Source organism: Microbacterium sp. MEC084 (assembly GCF_004514465.2).
Lineage (GTDB): Bacteria > Actinomycetota > Actinomycetes > Actinomycetales > Microbacteriaceae > Microbacterium.
In genome coordinates, this window is record NZ_MYFP02000002.1 from 227,305 (window position 1) to 246,558 (window position 19,254).

The following is a 19,254-nucleotide window of genomic DNA, read 5'->3' on the forward strand; positions in this document are numbered from 1 at the left end:
GCCGGCCCGTCAGCCGTGCAGCGTGCGCAGCGCCGACACGACGTCGCTGTGCCAGCGGCGCGCGGCCGACAGCACGCCCGTGAAGATCGCGGTGTCGTGGGTCACGCCGAGGTACTGCACGGCGCTCGCGTCCACCCCCGCCACCCGCAGCGCGGCCGCGTAGGCCTCGCCGTCGCCGCGCAGCGGGTCGTACTGCGCCGTGAGGATCACCGCGGGCGGCAGGTCCGCGTGCGACTCGGCGCGCAGCGGGGACGCGTACGGCTCGTAGGCGTCGCTCTGGTGGCGCAGGTAGGTGCGCGCCACCGACCGCAGCTCGCGCCGCATCACGAAGCTCGGGATGCCGATGCCCCGCGTCGCCCGCAGGTCGATGTGCCGCCCCGTCAGGTCGACGACCGGCACCTCGAGCAGCTGCAGCCGCACGGGCAGGCGCCCGCGATCGCGGTTGGCGAGCGCGACGGCCGCGGCGATGTTCCCGCCCGCCGACGTGCCGGCCAGGCCGATCCGCTCGGGGTCGATGCCGAGGTCCGCGGCGTGCTCGAACACCCACTCCAGCGCGGCGTGCCCCTGCAGCACCGGCACGGGGTACTTGTACTCAGGCGCGAGCGCGTAGCCGACGGCGATCATGGCGACCCTCGCGTCGGCCGCGCGGCGACGATTGGCCGCGTCGGTGGTCGGGTAGTCGATGCCGCCGATGCGGAACGCGCCGCCGAAGAAGCTCAGGCACGCGGGCACGGGGGCGTCCGGCCGCCCGCCCTCGGTCGGGTAGTAGATGCGCAGGCGCACGTCGGGGGCACCCGCGACCGAGAGGATCCGGTCGATCGTGTGCACGCGCGGCGGCGGCGTGCCGACCTTGCGCAGCTCCGCCCGGTCCCACGAGAGGGCGATGCGACGGTGCTCGGCCCGGCGCGTGCTGGGGTGCGGGCGGGAGGCGCGCACGTCCTCGCGCACCTCCACGCGGGCGGCCGCCCGGGCGCGCCCCTTCTCCGCCGGCGGCGCCGTGCGCACGGCCTGCTCCTCCGCCGGACGCATGAACCAGGGCCAGCCGAGCCGCTTCTTCACGCCGTCCCAGGCCTGCGCGAGCATGTACTTGCGCTGCCGCTGAAGACGGTCGGCGAAGAACGGATCGAGCGGCATGATCCGATCCTATGAACGCAGAAGGGGCGAGGATCCTGAGATCCTCGCCCCTTCGAGCATCACATCCCGTTCACCGGGACGCGGCGGGTCTTACCAGCTCGACTTGGTCACGCCGGGCAGCTCGCCACGGTGCGCCATGTCGCGGAAGCGGACACGCGAGATGCCGAACTTCGTCAGGACACCGCGCGGGCGGCCGTCGATGACGTCGCGCGAGCGGACGCGCACCGGCGACGCGTTGCGCGGGAGCTTCTGCAGACCGAGACGAGCGGCCTCGCGCTCCTCGTCGGTCGCGTTCGGGTCGATGAGCTGCTTCTTGAGGGTCGCGCGCTTCTCGGCGTAGCGGGCGACGATCTCCTTGCGCTGCTCGTTGCGAGCGATCTTGCTCTTCTTGGCCATGATTAACGCTCCTCGCGGAAGTCGACGTGCTTGCGGACCACGGGGTCGTACTTCTTGAGCACGAGGCGGTCGGGGGTGTTGCGGCGGTTCTTCTTGGTCACGTAGGTGTAACCGGTGCCCGCCGTCGAACGCAGCTTGATGATCGGACGGATGTCCTGTGCCTTCTTGGCCATTAGAGCTTCACACCCTTCGCGATCAGGTCCTTGACGACCGACTCGATGCCGCGGGCGTCGATGACCTTGATGCCCTTAGCCGACACGTTCAGCGTGATCTTGCGACCGAGCGACGGAACGAAGTAGGTCTTCTTCTGCACGTTCGGGTCGAAGCGGCGCTTCGTCCGGCGGTGCGAGTGCGAGATGTTGTGACCGAAGCCGGGAACGGCACCGGTCACCTGGCACACAGCAGCCATAGTGGTTTCTCCTTCAATACCGTGGCGTCAGACGACGCCACCCAAGGTCTCTTGTCTGCACATGACCGACCCGACCCTTGCGGGCTGTGTTCGGGAGGGGATGCACGAACTGCGCACAGGAGTGCACGCAGACAATCGCCTAGCCTAGCACACCCGGGCGTGTCGCCTACTTTCTAGAAGCGCCTCGCACGCTCGCGCCGACGCTCCGCGCCGGACACTCGCGAGCGAGGAACGTCGCTTCGCTCCGTTCGGCAGCGCTTCGCGCTGCGTCTTGGCCGCATCCGCGGCACGCTCGCTGGGCCCCCGGCGCCGAGGCTCCGTCCGTCGCGAATGCGACGGACGGAGAAGCGCACGGGGACGCTCGCACGACGGTAGGTGATGAGAGCCGCTGCCGGTCGTTGAGCGGAGCGAAGCGGAGACGAAACGGCATCGAGCTTCCCACGGGTCAGGCGGCGCCGCGGCCCGGGCGGAACGGGGAGACCGTGGGGTCGCCGGGGATCCAGAAGCGCCAGGGGTAGGCGGCCGTGCCGGCGATGCCCGCGACGCCGACGCGCGGGCCGGTCGCGACATCCGCGAGCGGCTCCTCGAGAAGGTGGAGGCGCGCGACGGCCCCCGCCCGCGGCTCGCCCGTGATGGCGTCGATGCCGTCGTGCGCGGGGTGGCGCAGGCCGATCGCGTCCCCGAGCCGTCCCGGCCCCCGGGCCAGGTCGCGGTCGGTGCGTGCGACGCCCCTGGCCTCTCGACGGGCGCGCGCCACCTCCGTGCCGCGCACGATCTCGCCCGCGCGCAGCAGCACGCCGTCGCCCTGGCCGACCGGGCCGCACACCACGTTGACGCACGAGTGGATCCCGTGGCTGAGGTACACGTACAGGTGCCCGGCCTCGCCCCACATCGTGGCGTTGCGCGCGGTCGGGCCCATGCGCGCGTGCGATCCGGGGTCGTGCAGATCGCCGGAGCCCAGGCCGTGATAGGCCTCCACCTCGGTGATCCGCACCGCCACCACGCCGTCGGGCAGCGTCGTCTCGAGGATGCCGCCGAGCAGCCGGGGCGCCACCTCGGACGGGAGCCCGGCGAGGTCGTCGCGGGCGGCGGGCCTGTGCCCCGAGGATCCGCTCACCACGGACCCACCGTGCACCAGCTGATGTCGAACCCGCGCAGCACCGAGACCGGCTCGCCCGTGTCGAGCGCCACGATGTGGGTCTCGAGATCGCGCGGCACGGGGTGGGTGCCGACGTCGTACGGGTTGGACAGGATGTCGGGCGCCACGAGCGCGGCCACGTAGCGGCCGCTGGGCGACACGCACGACTGGAGCAGCGCGTCCTGCGACCCCACCTCGAACAGCTGGCGGGTCGCGCCGTCGTCGGCCACGTGGACGATCAGCTGGGAACCGGGCCGCGTCGGGTCGACCATCTGCTGGTACTGGCGCACCGTGCCGCCGCGGGCCTCGCCGCCCTCCGGGACCGGCACGACCGCGCCCAGCAGGCCCAGGTCGCCCTCGGGCTCGACGAGCGGCGCCTCCTCGCCCGTGGTCAGGTCGAGCGCGACGATTCCCTCCTGCACCCGCTCGACGATCGCGGTGTAGGTGCCGCGCTGGATCGCGTCGATCGTCACGGCGCCGCCGAGCCGGGTGGGCTCCGCGTCGCTCTCGGGATCCGTGAGCACGAGCTCGCCGTCGAAGCCGATCATCAGCAGCGCCGAGGAGTCGGGCACGAACCGCCAGCGGTCGACGCTGACGGGCTCGCCGCCGACCTCGATGGGCCGCGGCTCGGCCTGCGGATCGCCGAGCTCGGCCGTGAACAGCACGCTCGCGTGCCCCTGGCCGCCCGGATCCGAGTAGGTGTAGCCGACGAGGTCGCCGCGCTGCGACACCTGCAGCCCCTGCACGATGCCCTCGCCGGGCAGCGCGAGCTCCGTGACATTCCCGCCGTCACGATCCATCACGTGCAGGGAGGAGACCTCGTCCTCGACCGTCGCGACCACGAGCCGTGTGGATGTCGCACGGAAGTCCTCGATCACGGGCGCGGAGTACACCGCCACGGCCTGCTCGCCGTCGATGCCCGAGCGGAACACGGTGTCGTCGCCCTCGGGGTCGCGCTGCAGCAGGAACACCTCGGCCGGCGGTGTGCGGAAGCTCGTCCGGAGCGTGGCGGCCGGGCCGCCGCCCTGGGACCGCGCGCCCTCGACCGTGACGGTGTACTCGGTGTCGTCGTCGAGCGGCACGCCGAAGCGCACGCCCACGCTGCGCCCGACGGCGTCGACCGTGAACGGCGCGGCGGGCGTGACGCTCACCTGGGACGGATCGATCTCCTCGAGGGACTGGTTCACGGTGAGGATCACGCGGGAGCCCGCCACCTCGATCGCCGAGGCGGGATCTGCCTGCACCTCGCTGATGCGCGGCCCCTGCGCCAGGCTCACGGCGGCGCCCGCGCCGCTCAGCAGCCCGAGCGCGGCGAGCACGCCCACGAGGGTCAGCGCGAAGCGGCGCAGCCCCGCCCTGCGACGGTCGCGGCGCTCGTGCGAGCGGGTCGCGTCAGTACTCATACGGGTCCGACGGCTCCGGGATGGAGGAGATCTCGCGCGGCTCGATCAGGAGGGCTCCGGACGCGTCGGTCGTGACGATGCCGTCGACCTGGATCCAGCCGCCCACCTCGACCGCGTCGCGCCAGTCGGGCGACACGACGGGGACGGAGGCCGGCTGCGCGTCGATCACGCAGTGCGTGATCACGAGGCGGCCCAGGCGGAGCGCCTCGGCGTTGCCCTCGTCGGGGGTGACGAAGCCCGTCAGCGTGACGTGCGTGCCCTCGTAGGCATCCGGGCTGGTGGCGCTGGAGAACACGGACGCCCAGTCGCCCACGCCGAACTCGCTCGTGTCGGCCGCCGCCAGCAGCACCTGGTCCGCGCCGGCGAACAGCGGCGCGGTGCCGGTGTCGCGCGCCATCGCCAGGTCCACGGACAGCGACGCGGGCGGCAGCACGAGCGCCGCGACCGCGACGGCCGAGGCCAGCACGCCGCCGGTCGCCGTGGCGGCGCGAGACAAGGAGAAGGCGGCGGGACGAGGAGAATGCGGCGCGGATCGTCCTGGTGCCGCGGATTCCTCCTCGGCTCGGGCGCCGTGCGCGTGGTCCGCCGCGTGCCCATGGTCGTGCCCGTGGTCGCCCTCCGCGCCCAGCGGCAGGACGAACGAGGCGACCGCGCCGATCAGCGCGAGCACGGCCATCCCGACCGCGAACCACGTCTGATCCGGGTTGATGTACAGCGCGAGGCGGTCGGTGACGGCCAGCCCGAGCGTGACCACCGCGAGCACGGCGGCGAGCCCGACGCCGAGCCAGCGCGTGCCGACGGATCCCCAGCGGTCGGTCATCCGGTGATCAGACAACGAGGTTCACCCCGATCCCGATCGCGAAGGCCGCGAGCAGCACGACCGCCACGATGCCGGCGAGCGTGCGGGTCGTGAAGGTCGTGCGCATCAGCGCGAGCATCTTCACGTCCACGAGCGGGCCCACCAGGAGGAACACGATCAGCGACCCGGGCGAGAAGGTCGAGGCGAACGACAGCGCGAAGAACGCGTCGACGTTCGAGCAGATCGCCACGGTCATGGCCAGCGCGGTCATCGCGACGATCGACAGCACGGGGTTCGAGCCGATCGCGAGAAGCGCGTCGCGCGGGATGACCACCTGCACGGCGCCGGCGATGGCCGATCCGATGATCAGCGCGGGCATCACGGCCCGCAGCTCGACGATGAACTGGGCGATGCTGCGGCGGCCGCGTCCGCCGGTCTCGTGCGCGACGACCTCGCACGTGTCGAGGAACCGACCGGTCAGGAGGCTCATCGGGTCGGGGTGACGGCTGTAGATCCAGCCGATCAGGTTCGCGATCAGCCAGCCGCCGACGATCCGGGCGATCAGGATGCCGCCGTCCCAGCCGAACGCGGCGTGCGTCGTGATGATCACGATCGGGTTGACGATCGGCGCGGCCACCAGGAACGTCAGGGTCTCGGCCGGCGTGATCCCGCGCATCAGCAGGCCGCGCGCGAACGGCACGTTGCCGCACTCGCACACCGGGATGAGCATGCCGAGCAGCGACAGCACCGCGCGCCGCGCCCATGCCCGCCGCGGCATGAACCGCTCGATCGCACTGGCGGGCACCCACACCTGGACCGCGATCGAGAGGATCACGCCGAGCATCACGAACGGCAGCGACTCGATCAGCACGCTGAGCGCGAGCGTCAGCCCGTCCTGCACGCGGGTCGGCAGCGCCTGCGGGAACAGGGCGGGCGCGAACACGTCGAGCAGCACGAGCACGCCGATCGCGGCCACGCCGATGCCGGCCCCGACCGCGATGCGGGTGGCCGGGGAGGTGGTCGGCGCCGGGGCGCCGCGATCGCGGGTGAGCGTCATGCCTTCCCGGCGGCGCACGACTCGCACAGGCCGAAGATGTCGACCACGTGCTCCGCGTCGCGGAAGCCGTGGCGCGCGGCGGTGTCGTGGGCCCACTTCTCGACGGCGGTGGCCTCGATCTCGACGGCCAGCCCGCACGAGCGGCAGATCAGATGGTGGTGATGCCCGCTCATGGTGCAGGCGCGGTAGAGCGCCTCGCCCTCGGGGCTCTGCAGCGAGTCGGCCTCGCCCGCGGCCGCGAGCCCGGCCAGGGCGCGATACACGGTGGCCAGGCCGATGCCGGTGTTCTCGTCGCGCAGCGCGGCGTGCAGGGTCTGCGCGCTCACGAAGCCGCGCGCGTCGGCGAGCGCGTCCCGCACCCGCTCGCGCTGCCACGTGTTCCGCTGCACCGCCATGGTCCGAGTCTACGGCGCGGGGCTTGCCGGAACCTGGGCGGCCGGCGCCGCCTCGGCGGCCACGCGCAGCGCGCGCTCCCGGCGCCAGGCGACCACGCGGCACACCACGTAGATGAGGAACGAGATGGTCGTGATGTACGGACTGACCGGCAGCGTTCCGGCGATCGCGAGCAGGATGCCTCCGACGGCCGACGCGAACCCGAACAGCGCCGCGAGCAGCGGCACGGCGACCGGGCCATGGCTGACCCGCATGGCGGCGGCGGCGGGCGTGACGAGCAGCGCCATCACCAGCAGGGCGCCGATGATGTGCACGGCGACGGCCACGATCAGGCCGAGCAGCAGCATGAACACCAGGCTGACGAACCGCGTCGGGACGCCGCGCGCGGCGGCCGCCTGACCGTCGAGCGAGTCGAAGCGCAGCGGGTTCCAGACCAGGATCAGCCCGACGAGCACCACGAGCGAGATGCCGATCAGCCATCCCAGATCCGGGCTCGAGACCGACACGATCTGGCCGGTCAGCAGGCTGAACCGGTTCGCGCTGCGGCCCTCGTACAGCGACAGGAACAGGATGCCCAGGCCGAGCCCGAAGGGCATGAGCACGCCGACGATCGAATTGCGGTCGCGCGCCCGGGCGCCCAGGACGCCGATGAGTGCGGCCGCGGCGACCGCGCCCGCGAGGGATCCCACGACCACGCTGCCGCCGAACAGCAGGGCCGCGGCCGCGCCGGCGAACGACAGCTCGCTCACGCCGTGGACCGCGAACGCCATGTCGCGCTGCATGATGAACACGCCGATCAGGCCGCCCACGATGCCGAGCACGGCGCCCGCGATCACGGAGTTGGCGACCAGCTGCAGCAGCGCGCCGTAGTCGTCGAACGAGAAGACGTCGCCCCAGTCCAGCGCCGGGACGACCGGGGCGCCGGTCACGCCGCGCCCGCCTCGGTCTCGATCGCGGTGAGCGGCACGTCGCAGTGGTCGTCCGCGTCGGGCACGCCGACGACGACCAGCCGGCCGCCGGCGCGCAGCACGTGGACGGGCGCGCCGTACAGGTCGGTGAGCACGTCGGAGCGCAGCACCTCGTCGGGCCGGCCGAGCGTGAAGCGCCCTCCCGCGATGTACAGGATGCGGTCGACGTGCCCGAGGATCGGGTTCACGTCGTGCGTCACGAACAGCACGGCCGCGTCGCGCTCGTGCCGCTCGCGGTCGATGATCGCGGTGACGGCCTGCTGGTTGGCGAGGTCGAGGCTCGACAGCGGCTCGTCGCACAGCAGCAGCGTCGGCTGGTCGGCCAGGGCCTGCGCCACGCGCAGCCGCTGCTGCTCGCCGCCGCTGAGGAGGCCCACCGGGCGATCGGCGTAGGCGGTCGCGCCCACCCCGGCGAGCAGCGCGTCGACGCGCTCCCGGTCACCGCGGCGCGGCACGGGCAGTCCGAAGCGCGGGCCCTGGATGCCGAGCGAGACCAGGTCGCGGGCGCGCAGGCTCGTGCCCGGCGGCAGCGGTCGCTGCTGCGGGATGTAGCCGATGCGCCGGTCGCCGCGGCGCACGGGCGATCCCCCGACGCGGATGTCGCCGGCGCTGAGCTCCTGCAGGCCGAGGATCGACCGCAGCAGCGTGGTCTTGCCGGATCCGCTCGGTCCCAGCACGGCGACGAACTCGCCCGGCTTCACCGACAGATCCAGCCCCGACCACAGCTCGCGCCCGCGCAGCCGGAGGGCTGCGCCGGAGATCTCGAGCACGGGCGCGGACATGGCGACAAGCCTATCCCTGGTCATGAGAATCGTTCTCGGTGCGAAGCGCCGAGGCGAGGGTGCGCCTCAGGAGGAGAGCGCCTGTTCGAGGGCGTCGACGTTGGCGGTCATCCACTCGATGTAGGTCTGGTCGTCGGCGAGCAGCTCGCTGAGCTCGACCACCGGCACGCCTGCGGCCTCGGCCGTCTCGATCACCCGGTCGGTCTCGGCACCGCCGGTCTGCGCGTTCGCGAGGACGACCGCGACCTCGCCGGACTCGATCACGCGGGTGGCGTCGAGCAGCGTGGCGGGAGCGACGTCCTGCCCCTCCTCGACCGACTCGGCGAAGCCCTCGGGCGTGACGTCCGCGAGGCCGGCCGCGGCCGCGAGGTAGCCGCCGATGGGCTCGGTCAGGAACACGCCCTCGCCCTCATGCGTCGCGGAGAGCGACTCGAGCCGCGCCTCGAGCGCCTCGAGGTCGGCGATCAGCGCGTCGCGGTTCGCGGCGAGCGCCTCGGCGTCGACGAGGTCAGGCAGCTCGTGCTCGATCTCCTCGGCCAGGCCCTCGACCAGGTCGACCATCGTGTGCGGGTCGTACCAGACGTGCTCGTTGAAGCCCTCGATGTGGGCGTGCTCCGCGTGCTCGTCGGCGGGTTCCTCCGCGTGCTCGTCCTCCGCGTGCTCCGCGTGCTCCGCGTGCTCCTCCTCAGTCTCGCCGGCGTGCTCGTCCTCGGCGTGCGCCTCCTCCTCGCTCTCGGCGCCGGGGTAGTCGTGCGAGAACGAGACGGCCTCGATCACGACGGCGTCGCCGCCGAGGAGGTCGTCCATGAACGGGTCGTAGCCGCCGCCGTTCTCGATCACGAGAGTGGCGCCCTGCACCGTCAGCCGATCGCGGGCGCTCGCCTCGTACGAGTGCGGATCCTGCGTCGCGTCGTCGATGACGGCCGTCACCTCGGCCGCGTCGCCCACGAGCGCCTGCGCGATCGACGCGTACACGTTGGTGGACGCGACGATCGGGGCGGACTCCGCGCCCTCGCCCGACGTTGACGCGCAGCCGGCGAGCACGACGCCGGAGGCGGCGAGGAAGGTCAGAGGAAGGGCACGGCGAAGCAGCATGCCCTCCAGCCTACGCGTAATGAGAATCGTTCTCAAACCGGCCCCGCGTTTCAACCGTGCGGGCAGCTACTCCACTAGCAGCGCGGGCTCCTCCAGCACGGCGGCGACGTCGGCGACGAAGCGGCTGATGGCGTCGCCGTCGACCACGCGGTGGTCGAACGAGCCCGAGACGGTCGTGACCCAGCGGGGGCGGACCTCGCCGTCGACGACCCACGGCTTCTGCCGGATCGCGCCCATCGCGATGATCGCGGACTCGCCGGGGTTGATGATCGGGGTGCCCGCGTCCATCCCGAACACGCCGATGTTCGTGATCGTGATGGTGCCGCCCTGCTGGTCCGCCGGGGTGGTCTTGCCGTCGCGGGCCGTCACCGTGAGCTTCTCGAGCGCCTTGGCGAGGTCGCGCATGCTCAGGTCCTGCGCGTCCTTGATGTTCGGCACGAGCAGGCCGCGCGGCGTGGCGGCCGCGATGCCGAGGTTGACGTAGTGGCGCACCAGGATCTTCGCGCCGTCCTCGCCGTCGACCCACGCCGAGTTGATCATCGGGGTGCGGCGCGCAGCCCACAGCACCGCGCGCGCGACGATCAGCAGGGGCGACACCTTCACGTCGGCGAAGTCCGGCGACGCCTTGAGCCGCTTCACGAGCTCCATCGTCCGGGTGGCGTCGACGTCGGTCCACACCGACACGTGCGGCGCGGAGTACGCCGAGCCGACCATCGCGCTCGCGGTCGCCTTGCGGACGCCCTTGACCGGGATCGCCTCGACGCGGGCGTCATCGGCGACCGGCGCGGCGGCCGGCGTCTCGACCGGGATCTCCTTCTCGCGCACCGCGGGCCACTCGGGCGTCGAGATGTTGCGGAACACGCTCGCCTGCTGCGCGTGCTTGAGCACGTCCTCGCGGGTGACCTCGCCCGCCGGGCCCGACCCGGCGACCTCGCCGAGCGCGACGCCGAGGTCTCGCGCGAGCTTGCGGATCGGGGGCTTGGCGATCACGCCGACCGACGACGCCACGGGCTTCTCGGGCTTCTTGCGCCGCCGGGTCTTCGCCTCGCCGCCGGTGCCGTAGCCGACCAGCACGGAGCCGCCGCCGGCCTCGGGCTGCTGACCGGGGCCGGTCGGCTCGTGCGCGTCGCGCGCCGCGGCCGGCGTCTCGTCGGCGGGGACCACGGTGATGATGGGCGCGCCGACCTCGACCGTGTCGCCCTCGGCGACCAGGAGCTCGCCCACCGTGCCCGCGAACGGGGACGGCAGCTCGACGAGCGACTTGGCGGTCTCGATCTCGGCGATCACGTCGTCGACCGCGACCGTGTCGCCCGGGGCGACGTGCCACGAGACGATCTCGGCCTCGGTCAGGCCCTCGCCGACGTCGGGGAGATGGAAGGTCTGCATCGTCAGGTCCTCAGATCAGCTGGGTCGTGGAGCGACGGGGTCATCCGTCGGGTGCGGCGCTCTCAGTATGCGAGCGCCCGGTCGACGGCTTCCAGCACGCGGTCGGCGTCGGGAAGGTAGACGCCCTCGAGCTTCGCGGGCGGGAAGGGGGTGTCGAAGCCGGAGACGCGCAGCACCGGCGCCTCCAGGGAGTAGAACGCGCGCTCGGCGATCGTGGCGGCGATCTCGCTGCCGACGCTCGCGCTGCCCGGCGCCTCCTGCACGACCACGGCGCGGCCCGTGGAGCGCACCGAGTCGAGGACGGGGCCGTAGTCGATGGGCGACAGCGAGCGCAGGTCGACGACCTCGCAGCTGGTGCCCTCGGCCTCGGCGAGCGCGGCGGCCTGGAGCAGCGTGGTCACCATGGCGCCGTGGCCGACGAGGGTCACGTCGGTGCCCTTGCGGACGACGCGGCTCGCGTGCAGCGGCAGCGCGCGCGCCGACGTGTCGACCTCGCCCTTCTGCCAGTACTTCGACTTGGGCTCCAGGAAGATCACCGGGTCGGTCGAGGAGATCGCGTCCTGGATCATCCAGTACGCGTCGTTCGGCGTCGAGGGGCTGACGACGCGCAGGCCCGGCGTGTGGGCGAAGTACGCCTCGGGGCTCTCCTGGTGGTGCTCGACCGCGCCGATGTGCCCGCCGTACGGGATCCGGATGACCACGGGCAGCGACAGCGCGCCCTCGTGACGGTAGGTCAGCTTCGCCAGCTGCGTGGTGATCTGGTCGAACGCCGGGAACACGAAGCCGTCGAACTGGATCTCGACGACCGGGCGGAAGCCGTTCATCGCGAGTCCGATCGCGGTGCCGACGATGCCCGACTCGGCCAGCGGGGTGTCGATCACGCGGCGCTCGCCGAACTCCGCTTGGAGCCCCTCGGTCACGCGGAAGACGCCGCCGAGGCGGCCGATGTCCTCGCCCATCAGCAGCACGCGGTCGCTGCCCGCGAGCGCGGCGCGCAGGCCGGCGTTCAGGGCCTTGCTGAGGGTCATGGTCTGCAGGTTCTCGGGAGCCATGCTCACGCGCCCTCCTCGAACGAGGCCTCGTAGTCGGCCAGCCAGCGGCGCTGCTCGTCGATCAGCGGGTGCGGCTCGGAGTACACGTGCGAGAAGATCGCGTCGCGGCCCGGCGCCTCGAGCTGGGTCGTGCGCGTGCGGGCGTCCGCGGCGAACGCGGCGGCCTCGTCGTCGACGCCCTGGAAGAACGCCTCGGACGCCCCCCGGCCCTCCAGGTACGTGCGCATGCGCGTGATCGGATCGCGCTCGGCCCAGGAGCGCTCCTCGTCGCTGGTGCGGTACTTGGTGGGGTCGTCGCTCGTCGTGTGGGCGCCCATCCGGTACGTCACAGCCTCGATCGCGCGGGGACCGCGCCCCGCACGCGCGTCGTCCAGCGCGAGCTTCGAGACGGCGTAGCTCGCGAGCACGTCGTTGCCGTCGATCCGGATGCTCTCCATCCCGTACCCGCGGGCCCGGTCGGCGAGCGGCACGCGCGACTGGGTCGCGACCGGCACCGAGATCGCCCAGTGGTTGTTCTGCAGGAAGAAGACCTGCGGCGTCTGGTAGCTCACGGCGAACACCATGGCCTCGTGCACGTCGCCCTGGCTCGAGGCGCCGTCGCCGTAGTAGACGATGACGGCCTCGTCCCGCTCGGGGTCGCCCGACGCGTGGCGGCCGTCGAACGCGATGCCCATCGCGTAGCCCGTGGCGTGCAGCGTCTGCGAGCCCAGCACGAGCGTGTACAGGTGCGTGTTGCCGTTCTTGGGGTCCGTCGGGTCCCAGCCGCCGTGGCTCACGCCGCGCATCAGCTTGATGATGTCGACGGGGTCCACGCCGCGGATGGTCGCCACGACGTGCTCGCGGTACGAGGGGAACACGTGGTCCTGCGCGCGGGCGGCCCGCGCGGATCCGACCTGCGCCGCCTCCTGCCCGTGCGACGGCGGCCACAGCGCGAGCTGCCCCTGCCGCTGCAGCAGCGTGGCCTGGCGGTCGAACGCCCGGATCACCGCCATGTCGCGGTAGAGCTGCTCGAGCTCGTCGTCGCCGAGGGCGTCCACGATCGGCAGGTACCGCTCCGCCGATGCGGACGACGCGATGCGCCCGTCCGCGTCGAGGATGCGGACGGTCGGGTCGGTCTCAGCCTCTGTCAGAGGGACGTCTGCCGAAGTCACCGTTCCACGCTATCCGCGGGTCCACCCGAACCCGACGGAACACTCGGGACAACGGATCGGGCGATCCCTAGGACCTTCTCCACAGACTCATGCTCCCCGATCGATATGCGCACGCCCTCGGGGAAGGGGCGCACGATGATCCCTGCGGCGTCGAACGCGCTCGCGACGGCCTGCGAGTCGTCCGACGGCAGCCAGACGAAGTTGCCCTGCGCGTCGGGCACGGGCCAGCCCATCTCCCGAAGCCCGGCGGCGAGGCGGTCGCGACGGGCGACGAGCTCGTCGACCCGCGCGTCGATCTCCGCCTGGTGCGCGAGGCTCGCCACGGCGGCGGCGACCGACTGGGCCGTGACCGACAGCGGCGTGACGGTGCTGCGGGCCGCGTCGAGCACCCGCGGGTGGCCGATCGCGTAGCCCACGCGCAGCGCCGCCAGGCCGTAGGCCTTGGAGAACGTGCGCAGCACCACGACGTTGGGGTGCGCCTCGAACACGCGCTCCCCCAGGCCGTCCACGGCGTCGGGATCGCGCACGAACTCGGCGTACGCCTCGTCGAGCAGGATGAGCACGTCGCCCGGGACCTTCTCGACGAACGCCGCGAACTCGGCGCTCGTGATGATCGGCCCGGTCGGGTTGTTGGGGGTGCACAGCAGCACCACGCGCGTCCGCTCCGTGACGGCGGCGGCCATGGCGTCGAGGTCGTGCCGGCCGTCGGGCAGGTTCGGCACCTGAACGCCGGACGCGCCGGCGATCAGCACGAGGCCGGGGTACGCCTCGAACGAGCGCCACGAGTAGACGACCTCGTCGCCCACCGTCGCGGCGGCCTGGATGAACGCCTGCAGCAGGGCCACGCTTCCGGCGCCGATCAGGACGCCGTCGGGCTCCACGCCGTACCTCTCCCCGAGGGCCTCGCGCAGCCTCGCGGCCGTCGCGTCGGGGTAGCGGTTGAACTCGGTCGCCGCGCGCGTCGCCTCCAGCACGGCGGGCAGCGGGTCGAAGGGGTTCTCGTTGCTCGAGAGCTTGAACCCGTTCGGGTCGGCCGGTCGCCCCTGCCTGTACGGGGGCAGCGCGGCGATCTCGGGGCGGATGCGCGGAAGGACCGGCTCATCGGGGGTCATGCGGGCAGTCTATTTCTCCGCCGTCCCGAGGATGCCGTGGCGCCGGCCGGGTGCCACACTGGGGCCATGCGCTTCCTGGTCCGCGTGCTCGTGAACGCCTTCGCCATCTGGGTGGTGACGCTCATCCCCGTCCTGCAGGTGACGGTGACCCCGTTCGCCCCGGGCGGCGACCTGCAGCTCGTCCTCACGCTGCTGGCGGTGGCCGCGATCTTCGCGATCGTCAACAGCGTCATCGGAACCGTGATCCGGATCGTGGCCTTCCCGCTCTACATCCTGACCCTCGGGTTGATCTCGCTCGTCGTGAACGGCTTCCTGCTGTGGCTGACCGCGGTCATCACGGGCTCGTTCGGATGGGGCCTCGAGGTGGGCCACTTCTGGTGGGGCGTGGTCGCAGCGTTCCTGATCACGGTCATCAACTGGCTGTTCGGGATCGTCCTGCGCCCGCAGAAGAAGGACGACTGAGGCCGGAGACCCGTCAGCGCGGGTCGCCGGCGCGCTCGGCCGCGTACTCCACCGACTCGACGCGCTCGGCCTCGGCCAGCGCGGCGAAGCGGTCGGACGCGGCGGCCAGCCGCGGGTCGGCGGAGGCATCCACCTGTTCGGCCATCCGCTCGTACGACTCGCGGCTGTGCGCGTCCATGCCGAGGCTCCACAGCTCGGGTCCCGGGTCGTGGGTGTCGTGCACGACCACGCTGCCGGGAGCTCCGCCCGCGATCGGCGCCCCGCCGTGCGTGAGCCCCGTCCCGACCGGATCGTCGCGGTTGCGGAGCGTCACGCTCAGCGTGTCGGGCGGCGCGACGACGCTGACCGGGGACCCGTACGTCACGAGCGTCGCGACCCGGTACTCGCGCTGGAGCGCGAGCTGCGAGGCGATCATGCCGCCCTGCGAGTGCCCGAACGCGTGCACGGTCGCTCCGGGCTTCGCGCCGGCATCCCGCAGCGCGGCCCGCACGGCCTCGTATGACGCGGCGGGCATCCCGAAATACGCCCCGAGGTTCGATCCGGTGTCGAGCGCCTCGCTGCCGCCGCGCGCCAGGGTCCGCGTGCCCGAGACGTAGACGGCGTACTCGGCGGGCCGGTCCGCGAACGTGTACTTCTCGACCCGGATGAGCGCATGGGCCGTGTCGGGGATGCGCCGGAGCCCGTCGGCGACGCCCATGGCGGGCCGGTCGACGCGCGTGCCGTACCCGGCGACCCGCACCGCGTCGGCCCGCCCGACCAGGCGCGCATCCGGTCCCACGACGCCCCTGCCGAATCCGCGCACCAGGTCGAGGGCTGCGGCACCCAGCAGGGTCGCGACGAACCCCGGGATGCCGTCCATGCCGAGCGACGACTGGGCCAGCAGCTCCTTCGCCCAGTCCTGCTCCCACTCGCGGGTCACCCGGTCGGCCTCGGCGAGCGCGCCGGGGCTGCGGGCCTCGGCCGCGAGGATCCGCTCCTCCCAGGCCCGCACGGCCTGGATCCGCTCGCGCCCGCGGGACGTCTCGAACGACATCCGCGTCCTCGCCTCGACGATCTCGTAGACGTCGGCCATGCGGCGCAGCTCGCCCGCGATCGCCCGCGCGCCGTCCGCCGCGGTCGCCGCGTCCCGCGCGATCGACTCGACCGACCCCTGGTCCAGCGGGAACGGCGTGGCCGACACGGCCCCCCAGGCCCGCTGCCGCGCCTCCTCGAAGCGCGTCGCGGCGGTCTCGAACCGCACGGCTGCGTCGCGCAGCGACTGCGTGTCGACCGCGACGACCGAGCCCGAGCCGATGTCCAGCGCCATCACGCCTCCTGCCCCGCGCCGCCCGCGTGGACCATGCCCTGCCAGCGCAGCGCGGACGCCGCGTGGGCGCAGCGCTCGGCGAGCGCGACGGCCCGGACGCGGTGCTCCTCGGCCGCCTCGTGGAACCGGCCCGCGGCCTCCGAGCGCCAGGCCGTCGCGTCGCGCCCCGCGGCGAGCGCCGCCGCGGCGGCGTCGATCTCGGCCTGGGTCTGCGCGAGCAGGTCGCACGCGCGCGCCGCGAGGTCGTAGCCGGGGATGTGCGCCATGCCCCCACCCTGCCGCGGCGGGCGGCCTCGGCGGACGCGCCGCCGCTCCGCTCGGCACAAGGCGCTCTCGCGGGCCGCTGTGGACGGACGATGGCACTCACGCGCGGTCCGTCGGAGCGGCAGAATGGTCGGCATGCCCGGTCCGGACCCTTTCCGCGTCGTCTTCGTGTGCACGGGGAACATCTGCCGGTCGCCCATGGCGGAGGTGGTCTTCCGCGACCTCGCCGAGCGCGCCGGCCTGGCCGACCGTGTGCTCTCCACCAGCGCGGGCACCGGCGACTGGCACGTCGGCGAGCGGGCCGACGGTCGCACGCTCGCCGCGCTCAGCCGGCGCGGCTATGACGGCTCGACCCACCGGGCGCGGCAGTTCAGCGTCGAGGCGTTCCACGACAACGACCTCGTGGTCGCGCTCGATCGCAGCCACGAGCGCATCCTGCGGCAGTGGGCGCACGACCCCGGGCATCGCGACCGCATCTCGCTGCTGCTGTCGTTCGATCCGTCCGCCCCGGGCCCGGATGTGCCGGACCCCTATTACGCCGACGACGGGATGTTCGACCACGTGCTCGGTATGATCGAGAGCGCCAGCCGGGCGCTGTTTCGCCAGCTCGAACCCGCGATCCGTCCGCCTCGAACCGGAGGACTCCCCTGACCGCTCTGCCAGCCCAGCCCCTGAGCCCCCTCGACGGCCGTTACAAGGCCGCCGTCTCGCCCCTGGGCGAGTACCTGTCGGAGGCGGGCCTGAACCGGGCCCGCGTCGAGGTCGAGGTCGAGTGGCTCATCACGCTCACCAATCACTCGCTGTTCGGCACCACGCCGCTGTCGCAGGACGAGAAGTACCAGCTGCGTGCCCTGTACCTGGCGTTCGGCCAGGCCGAGATCGACTGGCTGGCGGAGCGCGAGGCGATCACGCGCCACGACGTCAAGGCCGTCGAGTACCTCGTGCGCGATCGCCTGAGCCGCCTCGGGCTGGACCGGATCGCCGAGCTCACGCACTTCGGCTGCACGAGCGAGGACGTCAACTCGCTCGCGTACGCGCTCATCGTCAAGCGCGCGGTCGCCGACGTGTGGCTGCCCGCCTACAAGGCGGTCATCCAGAAGCTCCGCGAGCTGGCGCTCGAGCACGCCGACGCCCCGATGCTGTCGCGCACGCACGGCCAGCCGGCGACGCCCACGACGATGGGCAAGGAGCTCGGCGTGTTCGTGTGGCGCCTCGAGCGCGTGCTCGCGCAGATCGAGGCAGGCGAGTACCTGGGCAAGTTCAGCGGCGCGACCGGCACGTGGTCGGCGCACCTCGCCGCCGCGCCCCAGGTGGCGTGGCCGAACGTGGCGCGCGAGTTCGTGGAGTCGCTCGGCCTCACGTTCAACCCGCTCACGACGCAGATCGAGTCGCACGACTGGCAGGTGGAGCTGTACGACCGCGTGCGCCACGCGGGCGGCATCCTGCACAACCTGGCGACCGACATCTGGACGTACATCTCGCTCGGCTACTTCGCGCAGATCCCCGTCGCGGGTGCGACCGGGTCGTCGACCATGCCGCACAAGATCAACCCGATCCGGTTCGAGAACGCCGAGGCGAACCTCGAGCTGGCGTCGGCCCTGTTCTCGTCGCTCGCGCAGACGCTCGTCACCTCGCGCCTGCAGCGCGACCTCACCGACTCGACCACGCAGCGCAACATCGGCGTCGCGTTCGGGCACTCGCTGCTCGCGCTCGACAACCTCACGCGCGGGCTGGGCGAGATCTCGCTGTCGCGCGACGTGCTGCTGGCCGACCTCGACGCGAACTGGGAGGTGCTGGGCGAGGCGATCCAGACCGTGGTGCGCGCGGAGGTCACGGCCGGCCGCTCGACCATCCAGGACCCGTACGCGCTGCTCAAGGAGCTGACCCGCGGCCGCCGCGTCGGGGCCGAGGACCTCGCCGAGTTCGTGCGCGGCCTGGAGATCGGCGACGAGGCCAAGCAGCGCCTGCTCGAGCTGACGCCCGCCACCTACAGCGGCCTGGCCGAGCAGCTCACGCGCTCCAAGCTCTGATCCGGGCGGTCACCCCGAGCCAGCCTGACGCGGCGCAAGGAAGAGTGCGCGGCACAAGGAGGATCATCCTGATCCCGGCCTTGTGTCGCGCACTTCTCCTTGTGTGGAGTCGGCGGATGACCCCGGGTCAGTCCTCTTCGCTGTCGTTCTGGTTGCGGAGCGCCTCGTCGTCCAGGAGCGCGAGGTCGGCGCGCGTGACGAGCTGCGACGTGACCGCGTACTCGACCAGCCGCGCGCGGCGGTTCGTGGCCAGGCGGCCGGGACCGCCGCGCAGGCCCTGGACGCCCATCCGGTCGAGCTTGTCGCAGACGTTGTCGAGCTTGCGGTTGAACTTGCTCATGGTCCAGCCGAGGCGCTGGGCGGCGGCGCTGGAGGACGGCAGCTCGCTCATGCTGACGCCCTCGCGGCGCAGCATGGGCTCGGCAAGGGCGACGATCAGCAGCTTCTGCAGGGGCGTGAAGCTGACGGGCATGACCGTGGTCTCGCCGCTCATGGACGCCTCGATCTGGCTGGAGACGGCGTACTGCGCCTCCTCCGTGTAGAGCGTGAGCTCGTACGTCGTGGGGCCGGCGGTGAAGACGACGACGCTCTGCGCGAAGACGATCGGCATGCGCGCGCCGGGCGACAGCCACGACTGGACGGCGCCGCCCGCGCTCGAGATGGTCGCGGCCAGCCGCGAGCCGACGTTCGCGAGCCACCACAGGCCGTCGTGGTACTGCAGCTCCAGGAACTGGCGATGCAGGTACTGGTTGTCGTCGATCTCGAGGTCGCCCTCGCGGCCGACCACGAACGGACGGCCGATCGGCACCTCGTGCCACTCGCCCGCGAACTCGACGCGCAGCGGGGCGATGCGCCCCGGCATGGTGTTCACCTCGACCTCGTCGAACGGTCCCGTCGATGCGCTCAGATCCGTCAAG

The 19,254-nt window shown here is 72.5% G+C and carries 22 protein-coding genes; 3 read left to right on the forward strand and 19 right to left on the reverse strand.

Annotated elements, in window-relative coordinates:
- Positions 1-9: 9 nt before the first annotated feature.
- The 16 genes from B5M43_RS03705 to B5M43_RS03780 all read right to left on the reverse strand — a co-directional run bounded on the left by B5M43_RS03705 (position 10) and on the right by B5M43_RS03780 (position 14,275).
- Positions 10-1,134 (reverse strand): alpha/beta hydrolase, encoded by a 1,125-nt coding sequence (locus B5M43_RS03705; protein ID WP_134745262.1) that lies wholly within the window; start codon positions 1,132-1,134, stop codon positions 10-12.
- Positions 1,135-1,224: 90 nt separating this feature from the next.
- A complete protein-coding gene (gene rpsN, locus B5M43_RS03710) occupies positions 1,225-1,530 on the reverse strand; it encodes a 30S ribosomal protein S14 (protein WP_055987918.1) in 306 nt (101 codons plus the stop codon).
- Positions 1,531-1,532: 2 nt separating this feature from the next.
- Complete coding sequence (gene rpmG / locus B5M43_RS03715) at positions 1,533-1,703, reverse strand: 50S ribosomal protein L33 (RefSeq protein ID WP_055987916.1); 171 nt, start codon at positions 1,701-1,703, stop codon at positions 1,533-1,535.
- The gene (rpmB, locus tag B5M43_RS03720; RefSeq protein ID WP_055987914.1) at positions 1,703-1,939 is read right to left on the reverse strand and encodes a 50S ribosomal protein L28; all 237 of its coding nucleotides are present in this window, start codon (positions 1,937-1,939) and stop codon (positions 1,703-1,705) included. The genes rpmG and rpmB overlap by 1 nt, the downstream gene beginning before the upstream one ends.
- A 445-nt stretch (positions 1,940-2,384) precedes the next feature.
- Complete coding sequence (locus B5M43_RS03725; protein ID WP_134745263.1) at positions 2,385-3,056, reverse strand: DNA-3-methyladenine glycosylase; 672 nt, start codon at positions 3,054-3,056, stop codon at positions 2,385-2,387.
- Positions 3,053-4,480 (reverse strand): hypothetical protein, encoded by a 1,428-nt coding sequence (locus B5M43_RS03730; protein ID WP_134745264.1) that lies wholly within the window; start codon positions 4,478-4,480, stop codon positions 3,053-3,055. Before B5M43_RS03730 ends, B5M43_RS03725 begins: the two co-directional genes overlap by 4 nt.
- The gene (locus B5M43_RS03735) at positions 4,470-5,300 is read right to left on the reverse strand and encodes a TIGR03943 family protein (RefSeq protein WP_134745265.1); all 831 of its coding nucleotides are present in this window, start codon (positions 5,298-5,300) and stop codon (positions 4,470-4,472) included. The genes B5M43_RS03730 and B5M43_RS03735 overlap by 11 nt, the downstream gene beginning before the upstream one ends.
- A gap of 7 nt (positions 5,301-5,307) precedes the next feature.
- Positions 5,308-6,336 (reverse strand): permease, encoded by a 1,029-nt coding sequence (locus B5M43_RS03740; RefSeq protein WP_134745266.1) that lies wholly within the window; start codon positions 6,334-6,336, stop codon positions 5,308-5,310.
- Positions 6,333-6,731 carry a Fur family transcriptional regulator gene (locus B5M43_RS03745; protein WP_055987910.1) on the reverse strand — a complete coding sequence of 133 codons (399 nt, stop codon included), beginning with the start codon at positions 6,729-6,731 and terminating at the stop codon, positions 6,333-6,335. The genes B5M43_RS03740 and B5M43_RS03745 overlap by 4 nt, the downstream gene beginning before the upstream one ends.
- Positions 6,732-6,740: 9 nt before the next feature.
- On the reverse strand, positions 6,741-7,631 hold the full coding sequence (locus B5M43_RS03750) for a metal ABC transporter permease (RefSeq protein ID WP_055988213.1): 891 nt from the start codon (positions 7,629-7,631) through the stop codon (positions 6,741-6,743).
- Between the two features lie 23 nt (positions 7,632-7,654).
- The gene (locus B5M43_RS03755; protein ID WP_230667620.1) at positions 7,655-8,479 is read right to left on the reverse strand and encodes a metal ABC transporter ATP-binding protein; all 825 of its coding nucleotides are present in this window, start codon (positions 8,477-8,479) and stop codon (positions 7,655-7,657) included.
- 66 nt (positions 8,480-8,545) lie between these two features.
- A complete protein-coding gene (locus tag B5M43_RS03760; protein WP_134745267.1) occupies positions 8,546-9,574 on the reverse strand; it encodes a metal ABC transporter solute-binding protein, Zn/Mn family in 1,029 nt (342 codons plus the stop codon).
- A gap of 66 nt (positions 9,575-9,640) precedes the next feature.
- Positions 9,641-10,966 carry a dihydrolipoamide acetyltransferase family protein gene (locus B5M43_RS03765; RefSeq protein WP_134745268.1) on the reverse strand — a complete coding sequence of 442 codons (1,326 nt, stop codon included), beginning with the start codon at positions 10,964-10,966 and terminating at the stop codon, positions 9,641-9,643.
- A gap of 56 nt (positions 10,967-11,022) precedes the next feature.
- A complete protein-coding gene (locus B5M43_RS03770) occupies positions 11,023-12,012 on the reverse strand; it encodes an alpha-ketoacid dehydrogenase subunit beta (protein WP_055987900.1) in 990 nt (329 codons plus the stop codon).
- Positions 12,013-12,014: 2 nt separating this feature from the next.
- Positions 12,015-13,163 (reverse strand): thiamine pyrophosphate-dependent dehydrogenase E1 component subunit alpha, encoded by a 1,149-nt coding sequence (locus B5M43_RS03775; protein ID WP_230667622.1) that lies wholly within the window; start codon positions 13,161-13,163, stop codon positions 12,015-12,017.
- Positions 13,160-14,275 (reverse strand): histidinol-phosphate transaminase, encoded by a 1,116-nt coding sequence (locus tag B5M43_RS03780; RefSeq protein WP_134745269.1) that lies wholly within the window; start codon positions 14,273-14,275, stop codon positions 13,160-13,162. The genes B5M43_RS03775 and B5M43_RS03780 overlap by 4 nt, the downstream gene beginning before the upstream one ends.
- A gap of 66 nt (positions 14,276-14,341) precedes the next feature.
- Between B5M43_RS03780 and B5M43_RS03785 the strand changes: the two genes are divergently transcribed.
- Positions 14,342-14,737: a phage holin family protein gene (locus B5M43_RS03785; RefSeq protein ID WP_055987897.1), complete on the forward strand. Its 396-nt coding sequence runs from the start codon at positions 14,342-14,344 to the stop codon at positions 14,735-14,737.
- A gap of 13 nt (positions 14,738-14,750) precedes the next feature.
- Here the strand turns inward: B5M43_RS03785 and B5M43_RS03790 are convergent, their stop codons facing one another.
- Positions 14,751-16,043, reverse strand: a complete 1,293-nt coding sequence (locus B5M43_RS03790; RefSeq protein ID WP_134745270.1) for an alpha/beta hydrolase — start codon at positions 16,041-16,043, stop codon at positions 14,751-14,753.
- The gene (locus B5M43_RS03795) at positions 16,043-16,309 is read right to left on the reverse strand and encodes a hypothetical protein (protein ID WP_134745271.1); all 267 of its coding nucleotides are present in this window, start codon (positions 16,307-16,309) and stop codon (positions 16,043-16,045) included. The genes B5M43_RS03790 and B5M43_RS03795 overlap by 1 nt, the downstream gene beginning before the upstream one ends.
- A 133-nt stretch (positions 16,310-16,442) precedes the next feature.
- On the opposite strand from B5M43_RS03795, the gene B5M43_RS03800 reads away from it, so the two are divergent.
- Together B5M43_RS03800 and purB are read left to right on the forward strand one after the other, a co-directional pair.
- Complete coding sequence (locus tag B5M43_RS03800) at positions 16,443-16,958, forward strand: low molecular weight protein-tyrosine-phosphatase (protein ID WP_134745272.1); 516 nt, start codon at positions 16,443-16,445, stop codon at positions 16,956-16,958.
- Entirely contained in the window at positions 16,955-18,337 is a 1,383-nt protein-coding gene (gene purB, locus B5M43_RS03805) for an adenylosuccinate lyase (RefSeq protein ID WP_134745280.1), read from the forward strand. The genes B5M43_RS03800 and purB overlap by 4 nt, the downstream gene beginning before the upstream one ends.
- Before the next feature lie 127 nt (positions 18,338-18,464).
- On the opposite strand, the gene B5M43_RS03810 is transcribed toward purB, so the two are convergent.
- Complete coding sequence (locus B5M43_RS03810) at positions 18,465-19,187, reverse strand: hypothetical protein (RefSeq protein WP_134745281.1); 723 nt, start codon at positions 19,185-19,187, stop codon at positions 18,465-18,467.
- Between the last annotated feature and the right edge of the window lie 67 nt (positions 19,188-19,254).